The sequence below is a fragment of the Sporomusaceae bacterium ACPt genome (genome assembly GCA_041428575.1).
GTDB classification, from domain to species: Bacteria; Bacillota; Negativicutes; order Sporomusales; family Sporomusaceae; genus Sporomusa_D; species Sporomusa_D carbonis.
This window is the reverse complement of sequence record CP155570.1, coordinates 3,661,558-3,680,250: the sequence shown is the minus strand read 5'-3', so window position 1 is coordinate 3,680,250 and position 18,693 is coordinate 3,661,558. Positions and strand designations below refer to the sequence as shown.

Annotated in this window: 17 protein-coding genes and 1 riboswitch; of the genes, 15 read left to right on the top strand and 2 right to left on the bottom strand. The window is 44.5% G+C overall.

What is annotated here, in order from left to right; all coding sequences use genetic code 11:
* Window positions 1–6 precede the first annotated feature (6 nt).
* The 6 genes from SCACP_RS18745 to SCACP_RS18720 all read left to right on the top strand — a co-directional run bounded on the left by SCACP_RS18745 (window position 7) and on the right by SCACP_RS18720 (window position 9,746).
* Window positions 7–2,844, top strand: a complete 2,838-nt coding sequence (locus SCACP_RS18745; RefSeq protein ID WP_425059022.1) for an SNF2-related protein — start codon at window positions 7–9, stop codon at window positions 2,842–2,844.
* Between the two features lie 14 nt (window positions 2,845–2,858).
* Window positions 2,859–4,436: a site-specific DNA-methyltransferase gene (locus SCACP_RS18740; RefSeq protein WP_425059021.1), complete on the top strand. Its 1,578-nt coding sequence runs from the start codon at window positions 2,859–2,861 to the stop codon at window positions 4,434–4,436.
* Complete coding sequence (locus SCACP_RS18735) at window positions 4,429–7,116, top strand: DEAD/DEAH box helicase (protein WP_425059020.1); 2,688 nt, start codon at window positions 4,429–4,431, stop codon at window positions 7,114–7,116. Before SCACP_RS18740 ends, SCACP_RS18735 begins: the two co-directional genes overlap by 8 nt.
* Before the next feature lie 67 nt (window positions 7,117–7,183).
* Complete coding sequence (locus SCACP_RS18730; RefSeq protein WP_425059019.1) at window positions 7,184–7,654, top strand: hypothetical protein; 471 nt, start codon at window positions 7,184–7,186, stop codon at window positions 7,652–7,654.
* Between the two features lie 58 nt (window positions 7,655–7,712).
* A complete protein-coding gene (locus tag SCACP_RS18725) occupies window positions 7,713–8,423 on the top strand; it encodes a hypothetical protein (protein WP_425059018.1) in 711 nt (236 codons plus the stop codon).
* Window positions 8,424–9,185: 762 nt separating this feature from the next.
* Window positions 9,186–9,746: a type III toxin-antitoxin system ToxN/AbiQ family toxin gene (locus SCACP_RS18720; RefSeq protein ID WP_425059017.1), complete on the top strand. Its 561-nt coding sequence runs from the start codon at window positions 9,186–9,188 to the stop codon at window positions 9,744–9,746.
* Between the two features lie 501 nt (window positions 9,747–10,247).
* Here SCACP_RS18720 and SCACP_RS18715 read toward each other — a convergent pair.
* The gene (locus SCACP_RS18715; RefSeq protein ID WP_425061441.1) at window positions 10,248–10,535 is read right to left on the bottom strand and encodes a transposase; all 288 of its coding nucleotides are present in this window, start codon (window positions 10,533–10,535) and stop codon (window positions 10,248–10,250) included.
* A 96-nt stretch (window positions 10,536–10,631) separates the two neighbouring features.
* Here SCACP_RS18715 and SCACP_RS18710 point away from each other — a divergent pair, with 96 nt between their 5' ends.
* Window positions 10,632–10,889 carry a hypothetical protein gene (locus SCACP_RS18710; RefSeq protein WP_425059016.1) on the top strand — a complete coding sequence of 86 codons (258 nt, stop codon included), beginning with the start codon at window positions 10,632–10,634 and terminating at the stop codon, window positions 10,887–10,889.
* A gap of 28 nt (window positions 10,890–10,917) precedes the next feature.
* On the opposite strand, the gene SCACP_RS18705 is transcribed toward SCACP_RS18710, so the two are convergent.
* Window positions 10,918–11,295 (bottom strand): hypothetical protein, encoded by a 378-nt coding sequence (locus SCACP_RS18705; RefSeq protein ID WP_425059015.1) that lies wholly within the window; start codon window positions 11,293–11,295, stop codon window positions 10,918–10,920.
* Between SCACP_RS18705 and SCACP_RS18700 the strand changes: the two genes are divergently transcribed.
* From SCACP_RS18700 to SCACP_RS18665, 8 genes are all read left to right on the top strand, one after another.
* Window positions 11,264–11,539 carry a hypothetical protein gene (locus SCACP_RS18700; protein ID WP_425059014.1) on the top strand — a complete coding sequence of 92 codons (276 nt, stop codon included), beginning with the start codon at window positions 11,264–11,266 and terminating at the stop codon, window positions 11,537–11,539. The genes SCACP_RS18705 and SCACP_RS18700 overlap by 32 nt on opposite strands.
* A gap of 147 nt (window positions 11,540–11,686) precedes the next feature.
* The gene (locus tag SCACP_RS18695; RefSeq protein WP_425059013.1) at window positions 11,687–12,448 is read left to right on the top strand and encodes a hypothetical protein; all 762 of its coding nucleotides are present in this window, start codon (window positions 11,687–11,689) and stop codon (window positions 12,446–12,448) included.
* 42 nt (window positions 12,449–12,490) lie between these two features.
* On the top strand, window positions 12,491–12,628 hold the full coding sequence (locus SCACP_RS18690; RefSeq protein ID WP_425059012.1) for a hypothetical protein: 138 nt from the start codon (window positions 12,491–12,493) through the stop codon (window positions 12,626–12,628).
* Between the two features lie 200 nt (window positions 12,629–12,828).
* Entirely contained in the window at window positions 12,829–13,128 is a 300-nt protein-coding gene (locus tag SCACP_RS18685) for a YtxH domain-containing protein (protein WP_425059011.1), read from the top strand.
* 19 nt (window positions 13,129–13,147) lie between these two features.
* Window positions 13,148–13,531: a hypothetical protein gene (locus SCACP_RS18680; RefSeq protein WP_425059010.1), complete on the top strand. Its 384-nt coding sequence runs from the start codon at window positions 13,148–13,150 to the stop codon at window positions 13,529–13,531.
* A 183-nt stretch (window positions 13,532–13,714) separates the two neighbouring features.
* Window positions 13,715–14,587, top strand: coding sequence for a DMT family transporter (locus SCACP_RS18675; RefSeq protein WP_425059009.1), 873 nt, complete (start codon window positions 13,715–13,717; stop codon window positions 14,585–14,587).
* A gap of 31 nt (window positions 14,588–14,618) precedes the next feature.
* Window positions 14,619–14,797: riboswitch (Lysine riboswitch) on the top strand.
* Between the two features lie 146 nt (window positions 14,798–14,943).
* On the top strand, window positions 14,944–16,665 hold the full coding sequence (locus SCACP_RS18670) for an ABC transporter ATP-binding protein (protein ID WP_425059008.1): 1,722 nt from the start codon (window positions 14,944–14,946) through the stop codon (window positions 16,663–16,665).
* A 2-nt stretch (window positions 16,666–16,667) separates the two neighbouring features.
* Window positions 16,668–18,524, top strand: a complete 1,857-nt coding sequence (locus SCACP_RS18665) for an ABC transporter ATP-binding protein (protein ID WP_425059007.1) — start codon at window positions 16,668–16,670, stop codon at window positions 18,522–18,524.
* Window positions 18,525–18,693: the final 169 nt, after the last annotated feature.

Genomic DNA, 18,693 nt, shown 5'->3' with positions numbered 1-18,693 from the left:
ACCATATTGTATACGCCTTATCACTCAAAGTACTATGCAACTCAGTTAACACTGAAACGTCCGGGCAACAGCATAGAAAAAATTGCTTCGTCCTTGTCAGGAGCAAAGGTGGATTTGAATCCGCACCAAATTGACGCAGCTTTGTTTGCGTTCCGCTCACCGCTGTCCAATGGCGTCTTATTGGCGGATGAAGTTGGCTTGGGTAAAACGATTGAGGCTGCTATAGTTATTGCCCAGTACTGGGCGGAACGCAAGCGTCGGATATTGCTTGTTGCTCCCGCTTCTCTCCGCAATCAGTGGTTATCTGAGCTTGATGAGAAATTTTACATAAAGTCCGTTATACTGGAAAGCAAAAACTATAACCAGATGAAACGTGCGGGTTGTATACGTCCGTTTGAAATAGAAAATAAGGTTGTAATCTGTTCTTATCACTTTGCAGCAAAAATGGCTGACGAAATTGCGTCAGTTCCGTGGGACCTGGTGGTGATGGACGAGGCACACCGGTTACGCAATGTATATAAACCGTCCAATATCATTGGCAATACCTTGAAAGTCGCCCTGGCTAACAGAAAAAAATTGCTGCTTACTGCTACTCCCCTCCAAAACTCGTTGATGGAGCTATACGGTCTGGTAAGTATTATTGATGAACACGTTTTTGGCGATGTCAAGACTTACCGCGACATGTACATAAATATTGACAATGAAGAAATCAGAAATATTTTCCTGCGCCAAAGGCTGCAGCAATTTTGCCAACGGACGCTCCGCAAACAGGTGACTGAGTATGTCAGGTATACGAGGCGCATTTCTATATTGCAGAAATACGCTCCAACCAAAGAAGAAGAATTGCTCTACAATAAGGTTTCGGAATACCTTTTAAGCCCCAAGCTTTATGCTTTGCCGGCCAGCCAGCGCAAACTCATGACCCTTATCCTGCGCAAACTCCTGGCGTCTTCATCCTTTGCCATATCCGGTACGTTGCAGGCGCTTATGACTCGTCTCCGGCACATGCTCGACGGATACGATGCAGAACTCAATATTGATGATTATGATGTGCTTCCTGAGATGATCGACGAATGGGATGATGAAAAAACCGACGATTTTGCCAAAATTCTCAACGAAAGACGGGAGATAGCCGAGGAACTGCAGAAGCTGACTGAATACGTTGAACTAGCCCAGAGCATCAAATTTAATGCCAAGGGAGAAAACCTCCTGCTGGCGCTTCAGAAAGGTTTTGAAAAAAGTGCGGAACTGGGGGCGCAAAGAAAGGCGGTTATCTTTACCGAATCAAAACGGACACAGGATTATCTGGTAAATTTATTAACGAATAATGGCTATGACGGTCAGGTTATTGTATTAAACGGTTACAACAATGACGCTAATTCAAAACGGATTTATAATGAATGGTTAGCCCGCCATCAGGGTGAGGATATTATCTCCGGTTCCAAACAGGCCGATATGAAAGCGGCCATTGTGGAAGAATTCAGGGACCGGGCCAGCATATTAGTCGGGACCGAGGCTGCGGCCGAGGGAATCAACCTGCAGTTTTGTTCATTGGTTGTAAACTATGACCTGCCATGGAATCCCCAGCGCATTGAGCAGCGTATCGGCCGCTGTCACAGATACGGTCAGAAGAATGATGTTGTCGTGATCAACTTTTTAAATATTGCCAATGAGGCGGACAAGCTCGTTTATCAACTGCTTGATGAGAAATTCCGCCTGTTTGACGGCATATTCGGCGCATCGGATGAAGTGTTGGGTTCCATCGAATCAGGCATTGATTTTGAAAAACGCATTGCGGAAATTTACCAGACCTGCCGTACCGGCGAAGAAATTCAAGCGGCATTCGACGTGATCCAGCGCGAACTTGAAGACCAAATACAAAACAATATGGCGCAGGCGCGCCGGGCGCTGTTGGAAAACTTTGACGAGGAAGTTGTCCGGCGCTTGAAAACCTGTGAAAACGCCGCCAAGGAGACGCTCTCTTTATATGAAAGATGGCTTTTTAGCCTTGTTCAATCAGAACTGCATACCGATATTGAACTTTACCCCGGTGAACCCAGGTTTTACTATAATGGCAGCCTTGCTGACAAGGGATATTACCATCTGAACTGGAAAAAGGCGGAACAGTTAAAAGACCATTTTTTACGCAAAGAACACCCCCTTGCCGAAACGGTCATCCGGCAGGCTCTTGCAAGAGAATTGTCTTATGCCAAGTTGACGTTTGATTATAAAAATTCAGAGCATAAGATTACTTTTTTTGAGGAAATGAAGTCAAAATCCGGCTGGCTGATTGCTGATAAACTTGCCAGCGAGGCCTTTGAGATTCAGGAACACCTGCTGCTAGCTTGTGTAGCTGATGATGGGACGGTAATGGACGAGGAGCTGGCGGCAAAACTTTTTGAGCTGCCTGCCAAAGAAAATATCGAATTGGCAAAAGCAGAACTTACACAGGAGTTGCAGGATCAACGGGCGAAGATAAAAGAAGAAATGCTTGCAAGAATCAGAAGGAATGACATGGAGTATTTCCGCGAAGAATGTTCTAAGCTTGATGCTTGGGCGGACGACTTAAAAGAGGGCCTGGAGCGGGAAATCAAGCTGATTGACCGCGAAATCTCACAGCTTCGCAAAGATGAGCGTACGGCGGCGACTCTAGAACAGGCCCTGGAATTAAGAAGACAGATTCATGCTCTGGAAAAGAAACGCCGGGAAAAAATACGCGATTTATATAAAGAACAAGACAGAATTGATGCAAAACGCGATGAATTGCAGGCAAAAATCGAGCGCCAACTGCAGGGCAGAAGCTTTATTGAGGAACTGTTTGTAATTCGCTGGGTTTTGGAATAACGGAGGTAATAACGATGAGCGGCAAGCAAAGACTGGAACTGACATGGATAGGGAAATACGATGAAATAAAGGTGGAACCGAGGATACTTTTGGAGGACAAGTCGAAGGGTTACGGAGACCCGAATACGGAGAACATGCTTATTCATGGGGATAACCTGCTGGCCCTCAAGGCGTTGGAGCAGGAATTTGCCGGAAAAATCAAGTGTATATATATAGATCCACCATATAACACGGGAAATGCGTTTGAACATTATGACGATAATCTAGAGCATTCAACTTGGCTGAATCTGATGAAACCAAGACTGGAGATTATCTATAATCTCCTTGCGGATGACGGCAGCTTGTGGATATCCATTGATGATGACGAATGCCATTATCTGAAAGTGTTTTGTGATGAGATATTTGGAAGAAGAAATTTTGTAGCTAATGTCATTTGGGAAAAAAAATTCTCTCCGCAAAATGATGCAAAATGGCTTTCAGACAGTCATGACCATATTTTACTTTATGCTAAAAACAAGGATATATGGCATCCTAACTTATTGCCTAGAACCGCAGAAATGGACGATAGATATAAAAACCCCGACAATGACCCAAGGGGACCGTGGACGTCAGGGGATCTATCAGTGAAAACACCTAATCCGCGTGATATTTATCCGATTACCACTCCAACCGGTAGAGTAATAATGCCGCCCGAAAGTAGAAGCTGGGTTGTATCAAAAGAACGTTTTGAAGAACTGCTTAAAGATAACAGAATATGGTTCGGTCAAAGTGGCAATAACGTTCCAAGATTAAAGAGATTTTTGTCGGAAGTCCAAGAAGGCGCAGTATGTAAGACAATTTGGTTTAGAACTGAAGTTGGCGACAACCAAGAGGCTAAACGCGAGGTAAAAGCTTTTAATAATGATGAGGTTTTTACAACCCCTAAACCAGAACGCCTTATTGAGCGTATCCTGACGCTTGCTACCAATCCCGGGGACTGGGTTCTTGATTCTTTCCTTGGTTCCGGTACCACTGCTGCAGTTGCCCACAAAATGGGACGCCGGTGGATAGGCATTGAGTTTGGCGACCACTGCTACACGCACTGCCTGCCCCGCCTGAAAGCGGTTGTTGACGGGGAACAGGGCGGCATATCCAAAACTGTGAACTGGCAGGGCGGCGGCGGTTTCCGTTTCTTTGAGCTGGCCCCGTCCCTGCTGAAAAAAGATAAATATGGCAACTGGGTTATTGACGAACGTTATAATGCCGATATGCTGGCGGCGGCGATGGCCAAACATCAGGGCTTTACTTATGCGCCTGACGGCGAAGTGTTCTGGAAACATGGTTATTCCTACGATAAGGATTATATCTTTACAACCACCCAGTTTGTAACCCTGGAATACCTTGACCTCATCCATCAGGAGATGGCCGAGGACGAGTCTTTGTTAATCTGCTGCAAGGCCTTTCAGGAGGGGGCGGACCAGCGCTACGATAACATCAATGTCAAGAAAATTCCTCAGGTCCTCTTAAATAAATGCGATTTCGGCGTAGAAAGTTATAGCATGAACATCGTCAATCTACCTGCAATAGACGAGGAGGCGGATGATCATGAATAAAAATACCCGCTATATCACCAACCGTCTGAAACTGCGCGAGCCCCAGGCCGAAAGTCTGGAACTCTTCGAGCAAATAGGCGGCAAATTGGCGCTGAAAAAAGATATTGATCTTAATGTCGAGGCGGCCAAGGTTCGCTCGCTATGCCCTACTTTCAAAAATTTTGAGCGTGATTTTCCGTCCATTTGCTTTGCCCTTGCAACCGGGGTGGGCAAAACAAGGCTGATGGGGGCCTTTATAGCCTGGCTTTATTATGAAAAAGGGATTAAGAACTTCTTTGTTATGGCGCCGAACCTTACTATTTACAACAAGCTGATCAAGGATTTCGGCGATATAAATAACCCGAAGTATGTTTTTCGCGGGCTTGACGCTTTTGTTACACCGCCCCGGATTATTCATGGCGAGAACTATGAGCACTTTCGCCAGCAAGACCTAATGACCAGCGGGATCACGATCAATGTATTTAACATCTCTAAGCTCAATGCCGAAACCCGCGGCGGCAGGGAGCCCCGTATGAAGCGTCTCATTGAAGTGCTGGGGGAATCGTACTTTAACTATCTGGTCGAATTGCCTGACCTTGTTTTGCTGATGGATGAATCCCATCATTACCGCGCTGACCGGGGCATGGTTGTTATCAATGAATTGAAGCCGGTACTCGGGATTGAAGTTACCGCTACGCCCCAGGTTGAGAGGAGCGGCAAAAGTATTAAGTTTGAAAACGTGGTCTACGAATACTCTCTTGCTCACGCCTTGGAAGACGGCAAATATGTTAAGGTGCCGGCAGTCGCAACCCGTAAAAACTTTGACCCGGAGCAGTATTCCGACGATGAACTTGACCGTATTAAACTGATTGACGGGGTTAGGATACATATTGAGACCCAGGCCGAGCTGGAAAAATACGCCCGGGAAAATGGCAGGAAAATCATCAAGCCTTTTGTGCTGGTCGTTGCCAAGGATACTCACCATTCGGGCAAACTGAAAGAATTTATCTGTTCCGATGCCTTCTTTAAGGGATATTACAAGGATAAGGCGCTCGAAATCCATTCCAACCAGACCGGGGCGGAAAAAGACGAGAATATCGAACAATTACTCTCATTGGAAGAACCGGACAACAAAATTGAAATAGTGATTCACGTCAATATGCTGAAAGAAGGTTGGGACGTAACCAACCTTTATACCATTATTCCTTTGCGCCGTTCCGCTTCGGAAACTTTAACCGAGCAGACTATCGGCAGGGGACTGCGTCTGCCCTACGGCGAGCGTACGGGGGTGGATGCGGTGGACCGCCTGAATATCGTGCATCATGATAAATATGATGCTATTATCAATGCCGCCAACGATCCTAATTCCATCATCAGGAAAATAAATGTTATTGAAATCGATGCTGATACCAATCAAGACCGCAAAACAGTTATCGAATTGCCGTCAAGGGTAGAGGAGACCATAGCCGGTTATTCTTTTGTTGAACAGATTGAACTTGCCATTCCCGATAACGCCGCGCCGACAATTGACCGAAAAAACGAAATGGCCCGGACTATTGCCAAGACTGCCTATAAGACGGTTATGGAACTGAATAAGCATGTGAAAGCCTTTGACGATGTCAAAAAACCGGAATATCGGAAGCTAATCGTGTCAGCCGTTGTTCAGAAGACGAAAGAGGCGTTTCCGACAGTTGATATCAATGACGAAGTAAAAAAGTGTATTGAAAAAGCTGTCGAGGAAGTTACACAGCTTGTGACTAATATCGTCATCCCCGTACCGCGCGCTACTGTCCAGCAGGTGTTAGAGATTAAAGAGGGTTATTATGACTTCGACCTTGAGACCAGAAACTTGAATTACCGTCCTGCTGACGATACCATCATTATTAAAGACCTAAAAGACGGCAGGATTGCCGTAATCAATTCCGACGGCAGCCTGGGCGAAGAAGATACGCCCGAAAACCTGATTGTACAGGAAATCGTAATGATCAAGTCGGATGTTGACTACGAAAAAAATGCCGATTTGCTGTTCAAACTGGTCGGACAGGCAAAGGCTAAATTTGCCGCATATTTAAGTCAAGATGAGATAAAAAAAGTAATGGTTACGAGAAAACGGGATATAGCCGAGTTTATTTACCTGCAGATGAGGGATCATTTCTATAAGGAAGAAACCAGGTTTGAAGCATCTGAAATGCTGCCGTTTACTAAAATTGAAGTCGGCTTCGGGGAAAAATACTCTGCCGACGAGCTGTATGATTTCAGAACGTCTGTTCCGGCCGGCGAAATCAGGGGTAAAATATTCAAAGGCTTTAAGAGGAGCTGCCATTCCCTTTACAAGTTTGACAGCAGCGCCGAAAAGCAGTTTGCCGTTATTTTGGAAGACGACAGTGCGGCTCTAAAGTGGATGCGCCCGGCGAAAAAGCAGTTTAACATCTGGTGGGACAAATACAGCCGCCAGCAATATGAACCTGATTTTGTGGTCGAAACCGCAGACTGTATTTATATGGCAGAAATCAAGAGGCGCGATGAAATTGAAAGTGAAGAAGTGCAGTTAAAAGCCCAAGCGGGTAAAAAATACTGTGAAGCGGCTTCTGATTTTAATGCCAGGTATGGCGGCAAACCATGGAAATATCTGCTTATCCCGCATGATGTCGTGAAAGAAGGCGTCTTTTTTGGCTGGCTGGCCAGGCAGTTTGAATTGTAATTCGGGCCTGTCCGCAAATAACGGCGGATGCTTATATATATCGTGTTATGGAGAGGAGCGTTTTACTATGGCAAATTTTAACGTCGCTGACTTCTATTATGGAGCGGTTCTTTCAAAGTTGTTTAACAATAATATCCTTCCTGCCTTGGTTGAGGGCGACGATGATCGTCAAATCTATAAACTGACAACGAATGACGGCGAATATCGGCTGTTTATCAAATATCGGGCAAAGAGTCGTCCCGGAGTCCATGGCCAATACCGGAGTTGGCAATTTACGTTTACTTCAGAAGATATTGATGAAATATTCGGTTACATTAGCGATGGACATAATCTACTAATGGCTCTGGTTTGTGGTGAAGAAGGGTTTAATGGTAGTGAACTTGCCGTTCTGGATCGAGATGACATTACACAATGCCTTGGCGGTGGAAAGACTTCGCTTACGATAAGCAGGGCCAAGGGCGAAAAAGCGTTTAGAATTTCCATGGGTGGCGGAAGGAAAAATGCCATTAAAATTCCTTCCAATCGGCTTGTAGGGTAAAAAGTATCGTTGTTAAATTACTGATTAAATCCAGTTGTCCATTAGGGGAGCGTGATTCATGTTGAACGGTGAAGAATTTGCCACGATTATCAAAAACAAACTGCCGGGCAGGGCAATTGAGATCGCAGAAGCTCTGGACTTACTGGCAGATACTTTGAACAGTGCCAGGCTGGACATTGGCAATGAGTTGCAAAAGGCCAACAATAACAAAGATTTTACGTTGCTTGGCCAGTTAATTGCTGCTAGTAAAGAAATGACGGTTTATGAGGCCAAGTTGCAGGAATTTCGTAATTTACTTGAACTAGACGTTATACCTGATGTTGCAAAAACCGAGCCGGAAGAGGAAAAAATACTGCCGGATTACGACAAATATCGAGTTGACAGTAACATTGAATATACGCTGTATGAGAATCTCACCAACAAGCGCCCATTCGCTTTTTCAATTGACGGCGACAAAATTATGGTAAGTACTTGGCAAGAGATGTTCTTAAAAACCGTTGAATTTCTCTACAGCAAAGACCCGGAAAAAATGAAAAGCTTTGTTACGGATGAAGATATGAACGGCCGTAAGGTCCGTTATTTTTCCCTGTCGCCTCAAACTACTATGCGCAGACCGATTAAGATTTCTAACGCGGAGTTTTATGTCGAAACCAATCGAAGCGCCAACTCGATCCGCAACTGTATTGTAAATATGTTGCAGCGGTATGGGATAAAAACTGCAGCTTTTAAGATTTACCTGCGGGCGGATTATAGTGAGTTGCATAATTAAGATGGATGGAATGGTGAAATTGTTGTACATTAAATAGCTAAAGTGATAAAGATGAAATGTTGGTCTATCCTAAAATTATAAGTACACTGTTTGGATAATGTAATTTCTTTTTAAGAGAGTGGAATTCTAGAAGCAACGGGACGGTTATTGTGAAAACGACGTCCGTAAAAAGACAAAAAAGGCCATAACCAAATAAGCCTATGAAATAGGCTAAATTTGCCAAATAACTAATTTGTATTGTAAAATGGTGGCGAGTTCTATATATTATAGTTAGGGCTTTATTCTGTAGCGATGACTATGCCTTTAAGGCAATATTTGAGTCATAGAACTCGCCAGATTTTAATAGTGTGTATATCACTGTTAAAATCTTTCTCGCTACAGCAATAATAGCTTTTTTTCTGCCCAACCTGCCCTGACGAGACCAAAACCACACCGCAAATGCACTATGTCTAACGCGTACCGCTGCCCAAGCCACTTGACACAAAATAGATTTGACTTTACAATGAACTCTTTACAATGAACCATAAAAAATTTTAAAAATATGTTGTTAATGTTAGTGTTAATGTGTATAATAGTATTGAAGATACAAAGAGTCGGTAAAACCTCGGCCGTATAAATGAGGAGCTAAAAGAGTCGGTAAAACCTCAGCCGTATAAATGAGGAGTTAAAAGAGTCGGTAAAACCTCAGCCGTATAAATGAGGAGTTAAAAGAGTGTGTAGAGTAGCCACGTTGCTACTCTATTTTAATGTCAGGGGGATAAAATGCGTAATAAAATTTACATATGCTCAATTACTGATCAATATGTAGAATATTTGAGAAAATTTGATGACGTGGTTCGAGAAAATAGAGAAGGAAGAAGAAAGTATATAGGTGTTGTATTTGAAATGAATAATCAAAAATATTATGCACCTTTATCATCACCTAAGCTAAAATATGAGAAAATTAGCGAAAAAGCCCCCGATATATTTAAGATTGACAATGGAAATTTAGGTGTAATAAATCTTAATAACATGATACCTGTGCCAGACAATGAAATAATTAGAATAGATATCGAAAGTATTGATGATGAAAAATATAAAAATCTGTTAAGAAATCAAGCTAAATTCATAAATTCAAATCATGAAAAGATAAAGAAAAAGGCAAAAGTATTGTATAGTATAGTAAAAAGCAATACAAATCTGAATTTAAATAAAAGGTGCTGTAATTATAAGTTGTTAGAAATAAAATGTAGAGAATACGAAAATATTAATGCAATTAGAGAAATTGCAGCGACACAAGAAAATATAGGGGCTGCCGGGGTCTCGGGCGGGGGTCCGGCGTGACTTATTAAAAAATTGACTTATTTGTCCAAAGGTATAAGAGACTGTAATTGGGGCCGTCCAAATTCTGTAGTGTTGCATTACGAAACTAGAAATGTTTCTTTACCGTCTCCCCAGATACCCAGCCGCAGGCACATACGGAATCGTGAGCTTATGACCCTGCCTGTTCCAAATAGCTCCCTTAATAATCGCCAACTACTCATGAACATTCAGCTCAGCGGCGATTTGGGCATAGGTATACTGCATGCTTGCGTCGCCTAAGAAATCGGCATCATACAGTAAGAGCTATGAATCAAACAAGTTTGCTTCTTGTTTTTTAGTGAGGGAAGCAACGGGACGGTTATTGTGAAAACGACGTCCGGGAAAAGACAAAAAAAGGCCACAACCTAATAAGCCTATAAAATAGGCAAATTTTTGCTGAACAACTAAGTTATATTGTAAAATGCCAGTGAGTTCTGTATATTAATAATTAGGCTATTATTTGCTGTGGCGATGACTATGCCTTTAAGGCAATATTAAGTCATCAGATTTTAATAGTGTGTATATCACTGTTAAAATCTTTCTCGCTACAGCAATAATAGCTTTTTTTTTGCCCAACCTGCCCTGACGAGACCAAAACCACACCGCAAATGCACTATGTCTAACGCGTACCGCTGCCCAAGCCACTTGACACAAAATAGATTTGATATAAGGATTGCCGTGTAAAATATTTCTTGATTTTATCTTGCCAGCACTCTTATCATTGCGCGGAGTCAAACCTGCCCAGGAACATAATTGGTTATCTGAAGACAGGTTTCGCAGTATGACTGACTGGATATTCGTATTTTCTATTGGGCATTTTATTGGCGTTTTTGAGCATTTGGTCGATTAAAAAGAGGTTTTGACAAGATGTTATTCTATACTGAATTTGCCGGTCTGGTCGTTTTATGGGTTACTATCGGAGTAAACTTTGCGGTCAGCAGTTTTATCGGTGTGACGGCTCTCTATTTTTGGGTAGGTAACGCGACCGGCGCGGTCAAAAACGGGGCGCTGGTGCATGATCCCAATTTTGCGGTTAACGGCTTTGCATCACCGGCTTTATGGCTGTTGCTTACCGGTACGAAAGTCTCGTCGGGGTTTTTCTGTTTTGCCGGCAGTTTTAGCTAAATGGTATGAGTTTACCCAAAATCGATTATTATAACCGCTGAGTGATCGTTATTTCCTGCATGGTTCCTTGGTAATATACTTGGCGCAATGCGCCGTTTTTCTGGTCAAAAGCCACTGTGTCAGGCTTTTGTCCCGGTATTTTAAGCGGGCGTATTGCTGGTTGATCGGATTTTGGCGCGGCAAGGATAAGATCAGGCGCAAAAGCGGCTGACTTTGATAAGGCTATTTGCGGCGGTTGCGCCGGTCTAGGTGGTTCTTCTTGTATAGCGGAATTTTCTTGGGGGGAGGTTGGCGGGGGTGACGGTTTGACCGGTGGTGTTTGAACAGACGCCTGCCGTGACTGCTGCTGTCCATCGGTCGGGGGCTGCTCTTTTGTGGCAGGCGGAGTATCTGTTTGTTTAGGCATTTCAACTGGGGATGGCTGGGAAACTGCCGGCGACATTTCGGTAGCCGGCTTGGACTGGGGGACGTCCTGCCGGTGGGATGCCGTAAGCGGAGGTGGCGCAACGGGCCCTTGTTGTTGCCCCAGCGGCAGCAGATTGAGTCCGATGATCAGGATGACAGCAGCGGCAGTGCTCAAGGCGCCGGAAAAACACCATCTGCGCGCTGATTTATCGGAAGGCGCGGTAAAAGGTAACGCGGACTGCTAACTTCCAGCCAGGTGTTTTTTATTAAAGCGGGGCGTTACCTTTTATCTTGTTTGGCGTTTACGACATTAAAATGACATGGCAGCATCATGCCAATCTGCCGAGCTGAGTCAGAGACATCAACTAGTTTACAAGTGAGGGGGTAATGGTATGATCCAAAATAGGTTGAATTATGCCGGGATGCGGATACTAGTGTTGATATTAACAGCGATCTTGTTGTCGGCGCCAGCGCTTACTTTTGCCAATGGCAGTGCCCCCAATACGCCGGTAGGGCAAGAATGCTTGGAGGGATACTCGCTGCTAGGTGAGGCCGTAACCTATTTAGGCGAAGAGCAGGATATTATCTTCTATGGCCTGAAAAACACATCTGCAACCAGCGCTAATAAGCTGTGGGTGCGGCTTGAGCTTGGCCCCGAGGCGCAGGAAAAGCTGCAAAGAGAGCACCCGCTCGACAGTGGACGGCAGGAGGCGCCGGCGAATATCAGGGCGGTCCTATGCCGGGTGCAAGCCATCCCGGCTAGCGGCAAATGCGCGGTGGTTGAGCAGATTTGGTTGGATGATACTAACCGGATTATTGGCTGCAAGCCGGCGGGGGAGCCGCAAGACGCCGGTTGGCCCGCTAATTACATCAAAAAGGTATGTGAAAATTTCCTGGAAGGTTGGTTGACTTTTGGGAGCATGACTGCGCAAACCCCAAAAGATACAGGTAGTGCCGAAACGAAAGGAATAGAACAGTGGCTGTGGGGGATAAACTGGGGGGTTGACGCCGATAAAGTTAAACAGATCATGAAAAGGCAAGGGTTTGTATTACTTGACCAAGGCCAGCGCCGTCCGGCAGACACGAACGATAACAGCGCAGGGACTCCGGCCCAAATCAGCATAATGTTTAAAGCACTGCCAGCGAACTATTGATGATATGTTTAATAAAAAATACAATTACGGGGTGAAAAAGTGATGAAAAGAGTGCAAGTATATATAAGCAAGAGCCTGCTGTTGGTGCTGCTCATACTGACAATGTTCCCGGCAATTACTTGGGCAAGGAGCGCGGCCGACCATAACGCCAGAGGGATGGATATGTCCGTCAAAGAGTGAAGCCACTACTACTAGCCAGAGGTTGTATTTCTCAACGGCTAAAGACAGCAAGTGACCGATAGGCATTGGAGAAATGAAGGGACATATCTGATTATTTTTTCTTGCTATTTTTTCTTTTATACCTTATAATTTTCTTACAATTACATAATATGACAAAGGTCTGAAAAATTTGCGAAATATGCTGATGGAGGTGCACAGTCATGGCGATTTCTAATGTACTGGAAAAGCTCAAAAATCAGCGGAAAAAATCAGAAAAAAAGGAGGCCTTGAAAAAAGTCGCCGCAGGCGCGGCAATTGGCGCGATAGTCGGGGTAGCGGCCGGAGCCCTTTTTGCGCCGAAAGCCGGCAAAGAAACGCGGGAAGACCTGGCCAAAGCCACCAAAGAAGTGCTAGGGAAGGCTAAGGTAAAAATTGACGAAGTCAAGGCCAGCCTCAAGTCCAGGGCAGGTGACAGCGGACAAGCCCCGGAAGCGGCAAAACCGGCGCCGGAAAATAAATAAGCCGGAAGGAGGTCGGCTGATGTATATTTCATTGTATGACCTGGGACTAGTTATTTTGTTTTGTCTAGCACTGGTAGCCGGCTGTTATCTTATAGTCACGCTCCGGGCCATACTGGCTGTTACCCGGACTGTTGCCGCCATCCTGGACGGCTGGCGCAGCTCCATGGATAAATCCATCGACCTTTTGCCGGAAATTTTAAGTAACACTAACGATGCTATCGTCGCCATAAAAACGACCGCTGAGCCGGTCAGTTCGTTGGCCAGCTACCTTGAGAGCAACCTGACTGAAACCTCGGACAAATTCGAGAGGATGGCCGAGACGGTGTTGCTATACGCTCGCTGGGTTCCCGAAATCATAAAACAAATTATGGCTCTGTTGTCGAAAAAGGGCGACAAATTCTAAAAGCGGCTGGTGTTAACCCACCAGCCGCTTTTAGAATTTGTCCTGCCAGTCCCGGGGATAGTTGGCGAAACATTGGGAATAATTACCGGAAATAGGAGCATATGAAGTCGAAGAAGAAAACTGCATACTCTTGCCGAACAGGGTTTCAGCCGGCAAAATGAAAAAATAATTGAAGGTGTAATTATGAATGGGGCAATAGCGCTTCTATGTTTAATTTGGGGGCTTAATTGGGTGGTGATGAAGCAGGCCAATCAGGTCTTCCCACCTGTGTTATTTACGACGTATCGTTTTATTTTAGGGTCGGGTGTATTGCTTAGTTTGACCTATTTAAAAAAAATACCTATTCCGCGACGTGAGGATTGGAAGTGGATTATCCTAGGCGGTATTCTGCAAACTGCATTTTTTAACACCGCCGTTCAAGTTGGGATGCAGTTTTTAAGTGCTGGATTTTCTTCGGTTTTATCTTACAGTATGCCCTTTTGGGTGGCAATAATGGCGCATTTTTTACTAGGCGAAAAATTGACCAGGCGGAAAATGGCTGGTGTCGCCATGGGCATGGGTGGACTGGTTGCGTTATTAAACGTAAGTGGCGGCGGTGCCTGGTGGGCAATTGTTTTGACACTCACAGGCGCCGTTGCGTGGGCGTTTTCGAGTATTCTTGTCAAACTAAAATTGCAGCACTGTGATATTTTGCAATATACAACCTGGCAGATGGTGGTGGGGGCTATCGTATTGTCAATTTATTCAACTTTATTTGGGCATGGCACTATACAGTGGGGTTGGTATGCAGTAGGGTGTCTGGTGTATAACGGCGTACTTGCCTCGGCGCTGGCTTATTTCCTCTGGACGTATATTTTATCAACCACTGAGGCCGGGAAGGCGTCTATTTCAGTGTTGATTATTCCAATTATTGGCGTGCTGGCAGGAGTGATTTTTCTTAAAGAATCACTATATTGGAATACCGTTGTGGGGATGGCGCTAATTCTAGGTGGCATTTGGCTTGTCAATGGCCATACGACATCTCGTGAGATAGAGTCAGTACAACAAGGCGATTAACCAAGATTATAACTATAAAACTAACCACACATTGCAGAGTAGAGGCGCGATAACTACGAGTACCGAAGACTTTTGAGCAAATGGGTCTTTGTCAAAGGAGTTATCGCCGAAGTCTGGGAAAATTGCTCGGTTTCTCCAGGCTGGGTCTGGGTCTAATAGGCCCGGAACCTGCCATCGAAATACTTATTTTGGTGGAGTGCTATCTCAGGGACTTTAAAGAGCCTGCAATCTATTGAGGATTGCAGGCTCTTTAATATTTGTATGATGCTGTTTACTTATTAATTCTTTACATATAGTTTATAATGACTATAGATAGTAAACTCTGTGTTTTTTGTAAATTAAAGGAGCGCGAAAAAATGCAGTTTTTATATAAATACGGACAAAAATACTGGACACAGTTTGGGGCGGCCGTAGCTTTTGTAACCTTGGAAGCAATATGCGATCTTTTGCAACCAACGATTATGTCGAGGATTATCGATGAGGGAGTTGCCGGCAGACAAATGGATCTTGTAATGCATATGGGAGTTTTAATGCTCTGCATTACGGCCTTAGGAGCCCTTGCGGCAACAGCGCGTAATATCATGTCCAGTACCGTATCCCAGCGGTTAGGGGCGGATTTAAGGTCAGAGTTATACGAAAAAATACAAAGTCTGTCATTTGCAAATATTGATAATCTAGACAGAGCTTCACTGGTAACAAGACTGACTAATGATGTTACGCAAGTACAAATACTGGCAAACGGATTAATGAGAATTTCCTTAAAAGCCCCGCTGTTGTGCATAGGAAGTCTGATTATGGCGACTAGTCTAAATCCCGGGTTAACCGTTGTGCTGGCCATTGTCGTTCCTGTTATTGGCGTGTTAATAGCCATTAACATGAAACTGGGGTTTCCGTTGTTTATGAAAGTTCAAACCGCTCTTGACCGGGTAAATAGCGTAATGCGGGAATATCTGGCCGGGGTCAGGGTTGTAAAGGCGTATAACAGGTTCTGTTATGAGGTTGATAAATTTGAGAAGGCTAATGAAGAACTTCAGGGCTGGTCGATTGCGGCCATGAGGAGGATGGCGGTCTTTGTTCCGAGCATTATGTTGACCATGAACCTTGGGATCGTGGCGGTACTTTGGTTAGGCGGACTAGGGGTTAGCAAAGGTCAAATACAAGCAGGGCAAATTATTGCTTTTATAAATTATATGACGCAAATTCTCTTTTCTCTTGTGATTATATCTATGATGTTTAATATGTTTGCAAGAGCAAAGGTTTCAGCCCAGCGGATCGGCGAGGTGTTCCTGCAGGAAAACACCATGACGTGGCGGGGCAGTGAGGGGAATGCGGCAAACAGTAACGGAAGAATTGATTTTGTCCATGTCTCTTTTTCTTATGAGGGGCTGGAACCTGTTTTGAAAGATATCAGCCTAACCTGTATGCCTGGGCAAACTGTTGGGATTATCGGTTCGACAGGTTCAGGGAAAAGCACTTTGGTAGGGCTAATACCACGGTTTTATGATGTTAGTGCCGGCTGTGTTAAAGTAGGGGGAGAGGATGTTAAGGACATTAATCCCCGAACGCTTCGGGAAAAAATAGCGATCGTTCCCCAGAAAACAATGCTGTTTACGGGAACCATATTGGAAAACATCAGGTGGGGGAAGGAGAATGCAACCCTCGAAGAAGTTGAACGAGCGGCCAGGCTGGCTGAGGCCCACGAATTTATTAAGTCCTTCCCTGAAGGATATAAAACCAAATTAGGGCAGGGCGGCGTTAACTTGTCAGGAGGACAAAAGCAGCGGATATCCATTGCCAGGGCCTTGGTAAGAAATCCGGAAATTTTGATTCTTGATGATTGTACAAGCGCTGTAGATGTTGCGACTGAAGCCAGGATAAAAGAATCCTTAAAAAAGTATCGGGCGGCATTAACTTGTATTATCATATCCCAGCGGCTAATCACAGTCATGGATGCTGATAAAATCGCGGTTATGGATGGCGGAGAAATTGTCGGTATGGGTAACCATGAGGAACTTATCAAGAATTGTCAGGTTTATAATGAAATACTCCAATCACAGTTGGGCAAGGAGCGGCAGTAACTATGTCTCAGCAAAATAATCAAAATCACGAGAAACAAAATTACTACCGTAATTTGCTGCCCGGAGGGCCGGGGCGGGCTGGCGGTACTTTGGGTGGTCGCGGCCTAAAGGGCCCTGTTGTCAAACCTAAAAATTTTCGTGCTACCTTGCGAAGATTATGGCTGTACATTCGTCTGGAAAAAAGGCTGTTAACCATTGTCTTTGCCGTGATTTTGGTTGATGCGGCGCTTCTGCTGTTAGCCCCGTATCTAATCGGTGTTTCCATTGATGCTATGTCTGCTGCCGGCAGGACAGTGAACTTTGCCCTGCTGGAAGTGTTGCTGCTGGTACTTACCGCCACCTATATTACTGACGGATTATTGAATTTTCTCCAGGGCTGGCTTATGACCGGCGTGGCGCAAAGGATTGTCAAGGGTTTAAGGTCTGCTTTATTTGCCAAGCTGCAAAAACTCCCGTTAGTATATTTTGATACTCATGCTCATGGCGAAATGATGAGTAGACTGTCTAATGATGTAGATAATGTAAGTAATACGATATCCCAGTCAGTTACCCAGCTAATGTCCGGCTCAATTGCCCTTATCGGGTCTTTTGTAATGATGATGGTGTTAAGTCCTGTTCTTACCTTGGCAAGTCTGATTACAGTGCCGCTGGTAATGCTGCTTTCCCGCACAATTACTCAAAAAACCGGCGTGCTGTTTAAAGAACAGCAAAATCAGCTTGGCCAGTTAAATGCTCATGTTGAAGAAACCATCTCAGGCCTCGAGGTTATTAAAGCCTTTAGCCATGAGAATAAGGTAATTGCCGAATTCAATGACGTAAATCTTAAGTTGTGTGAGGTAGGGATCAAGGCGCAAATTTGGTCAGGGTTTCTTATGCCGATCATGAATGTAATTAATAATATCGGCTTTGCGGCCATTGCCATTGTTGGCGGTATTTTAGCGGTAAAAGGGATTGCCACTGTGGGGGTGATTGCCAGCTTTTTAAGTTATTCCCGGCAGTTCGTGAGGCCTATGAATGATTTGGCAAATATCTTTAACGTTTTGCAGTCAGGCGTGGCAGGCGCTGAGCGCGTCTTTGAGGTGCTTGACGAAGAGGAAGAGGCTGCCGATTCTCCGGATAAAGCAGTATTGGAAAATCCAACAGGTCATGTGGTTTTCCAAAATGTCAGCTTTGGTTATCGTGCTGATGTACCAATAATAAACAATATAAGCTTTGAGGCGCGGGCAGGCAGCTGTACCGCCCTTGTAGGACCTACTGGGGCGGGGAAGACCACTATTGTAAATCTGCTGGCGCGCTTCTATGACGTGACAAGCGGCAGGATTTTAATTGATGGCAGAGATATCAGGGACTATACCAGGGATAGTTTACGAAGGTGCTTTGGAATAGTGCTTCAGGATACCTATTTGTTTTCCGGTACCATTAAAGAAAATATTAAATACGGAAAACCAGAAGCCACTGACGAGGAAGTGGCAGCCGCGGCAGCACTGGCTAATGCCGCCGGCTTCATTAAACGCCTGCCTAAGCAATACGATACTATGTTGTCGGAAAATGGCGGAAATCTCAGCCAAGGCCAAAGACAGCTTTTGGCTATTGCCCGGGTTATTTTAACTGAGCCGTCCATCCTCATCTTGGATGAAGCTACCAGCAGCATTGACACCCGTACTGAAGTTTATATACAAGACGCACTGTTAAAAATGATGAAGGGACGCACTACCTTCGTCATTGCCCATAGATTAAATACCATCCGTGACGCCGATAAAATTATGGTAATAAGCGGCGGTGAGATCGTAGAGGCAGGCAGTCATACAGAGTTGATCAATAAACAAGGCATGTATTATCAGATGTTTCACTCTGTATAATAATTACTGTTTCCTTTAATTTTATCCCGATTGGTGCAGGTTTGAGTATTGTACTAATTTATCAGGCTGCTTCATACAGAGAACATGAGGCTGTATTTTTACCAGGCCCCATGTTTTGCTATAAGTCAAAAAAGGTCAAAAAGTCAAAAAAAGTTAGATTAACTATGTC

Excerpts from the sequence above, each read along its gene's own strand:
- SCACP_RS18740 (WP_425059021.1), top strand. The coding sequence starts at position 2,859 with ATGAGCGGCAAGCAAAGACTGGAACTGACATGGATAGGGAAATACGAT.
- SCACP_RS18735 (WP_425059020.1), top strand. The coding sequence starts at position 4,429 with ATGAATAAAAATACCCGCTATATCACCAACCGTCTGAAACTGCGCGAG.
- SCACP_RS18730 (WP_425059019.1), top strand. The coding sequence starts at position 7,184 with ATGGCAAATTTTAACGTCGCTGACTTCTATTATGGAGCGGTTCTTTCA.
- SCACP_RS18725 (WP_425059018.1), top strand. The coding sequence starts at position 7,713 with ATGTTGAACGGTGAAGAATTTGCCACGATTATCAAAAACAAACTGCCG.
- SCACP_RS18720 (WP_425059017.1), top strand. The coding sequence starts at position 9,186 with ATGCGTAATAAAATTTACATATGCTCAATTACTGATCAATATGTAGAA.
- SCACP_RS18710 (WP_425059016.1), top strand. The coding sequence starts at position 10,632 with ATGTTATTCTATACTGAATTTGCCGGTCTGGTCGTTTTATGGGTTACT.
- SCACP_RS18705 (WP_425059015.1), bottom strand. The coding sequence starts at position 11,295 with ATGCCTAAACAAACAGATACTCCGCCTGCCACAAAAGAGCAGCCCCCG.
- SCACP_RS18695 (WP_425059013.1), top strand. The coding sequence starts at position 11,687 with ATGATCCAAAATAGGTTGAATTATGCCGGGATGCGGATACTAGTGTTG.
- SCACP_RS18690 (WP_425059012.1), top strand. The coding sequence starts at position 12,491 with ATGAAAAGAGTGCAAGTATATATAAGCAAGAGCCTGCTGTTGGTGCTG.
- SCACP_RS18685 (WP_425059011.1), top strand. The coding sequence starts at position 12,829 with ATGGCGATTTCTAATGTACTGGAAAAGCTCAAAAATCAGCGGAAAAAA.
- SCACP_RS18680 (WP_425059010.1), top strand. The coding sequence starts at position 13,148 with ATGTATATTTCATTGTATGACCTGGGACTAGTTATTTTGTTTTGTCTA.
- SCACP_RS18675 (WP_425059009.1), top strand. The coding sequence starts at position 13,715 with ATGAATGGGGCAATAGCGCTTCTATGTTTAATTTGGGGGCTTAATTGG.
- SCACP_RS18670 (WP_425059008.1), top strand. The coding sequence starts at position 14,944 with ATGCAGTTTTTATATAAATACGGACAAAAATACTGGACACAGTTTGGG.
- SCACP_RS18665 (WP_425059007.1), top strand. The coding sequence starts at position 16,668 with ATGTCTCAGCAAAATAATCAAAATCACGAGAAACAAAATTACTACCGT.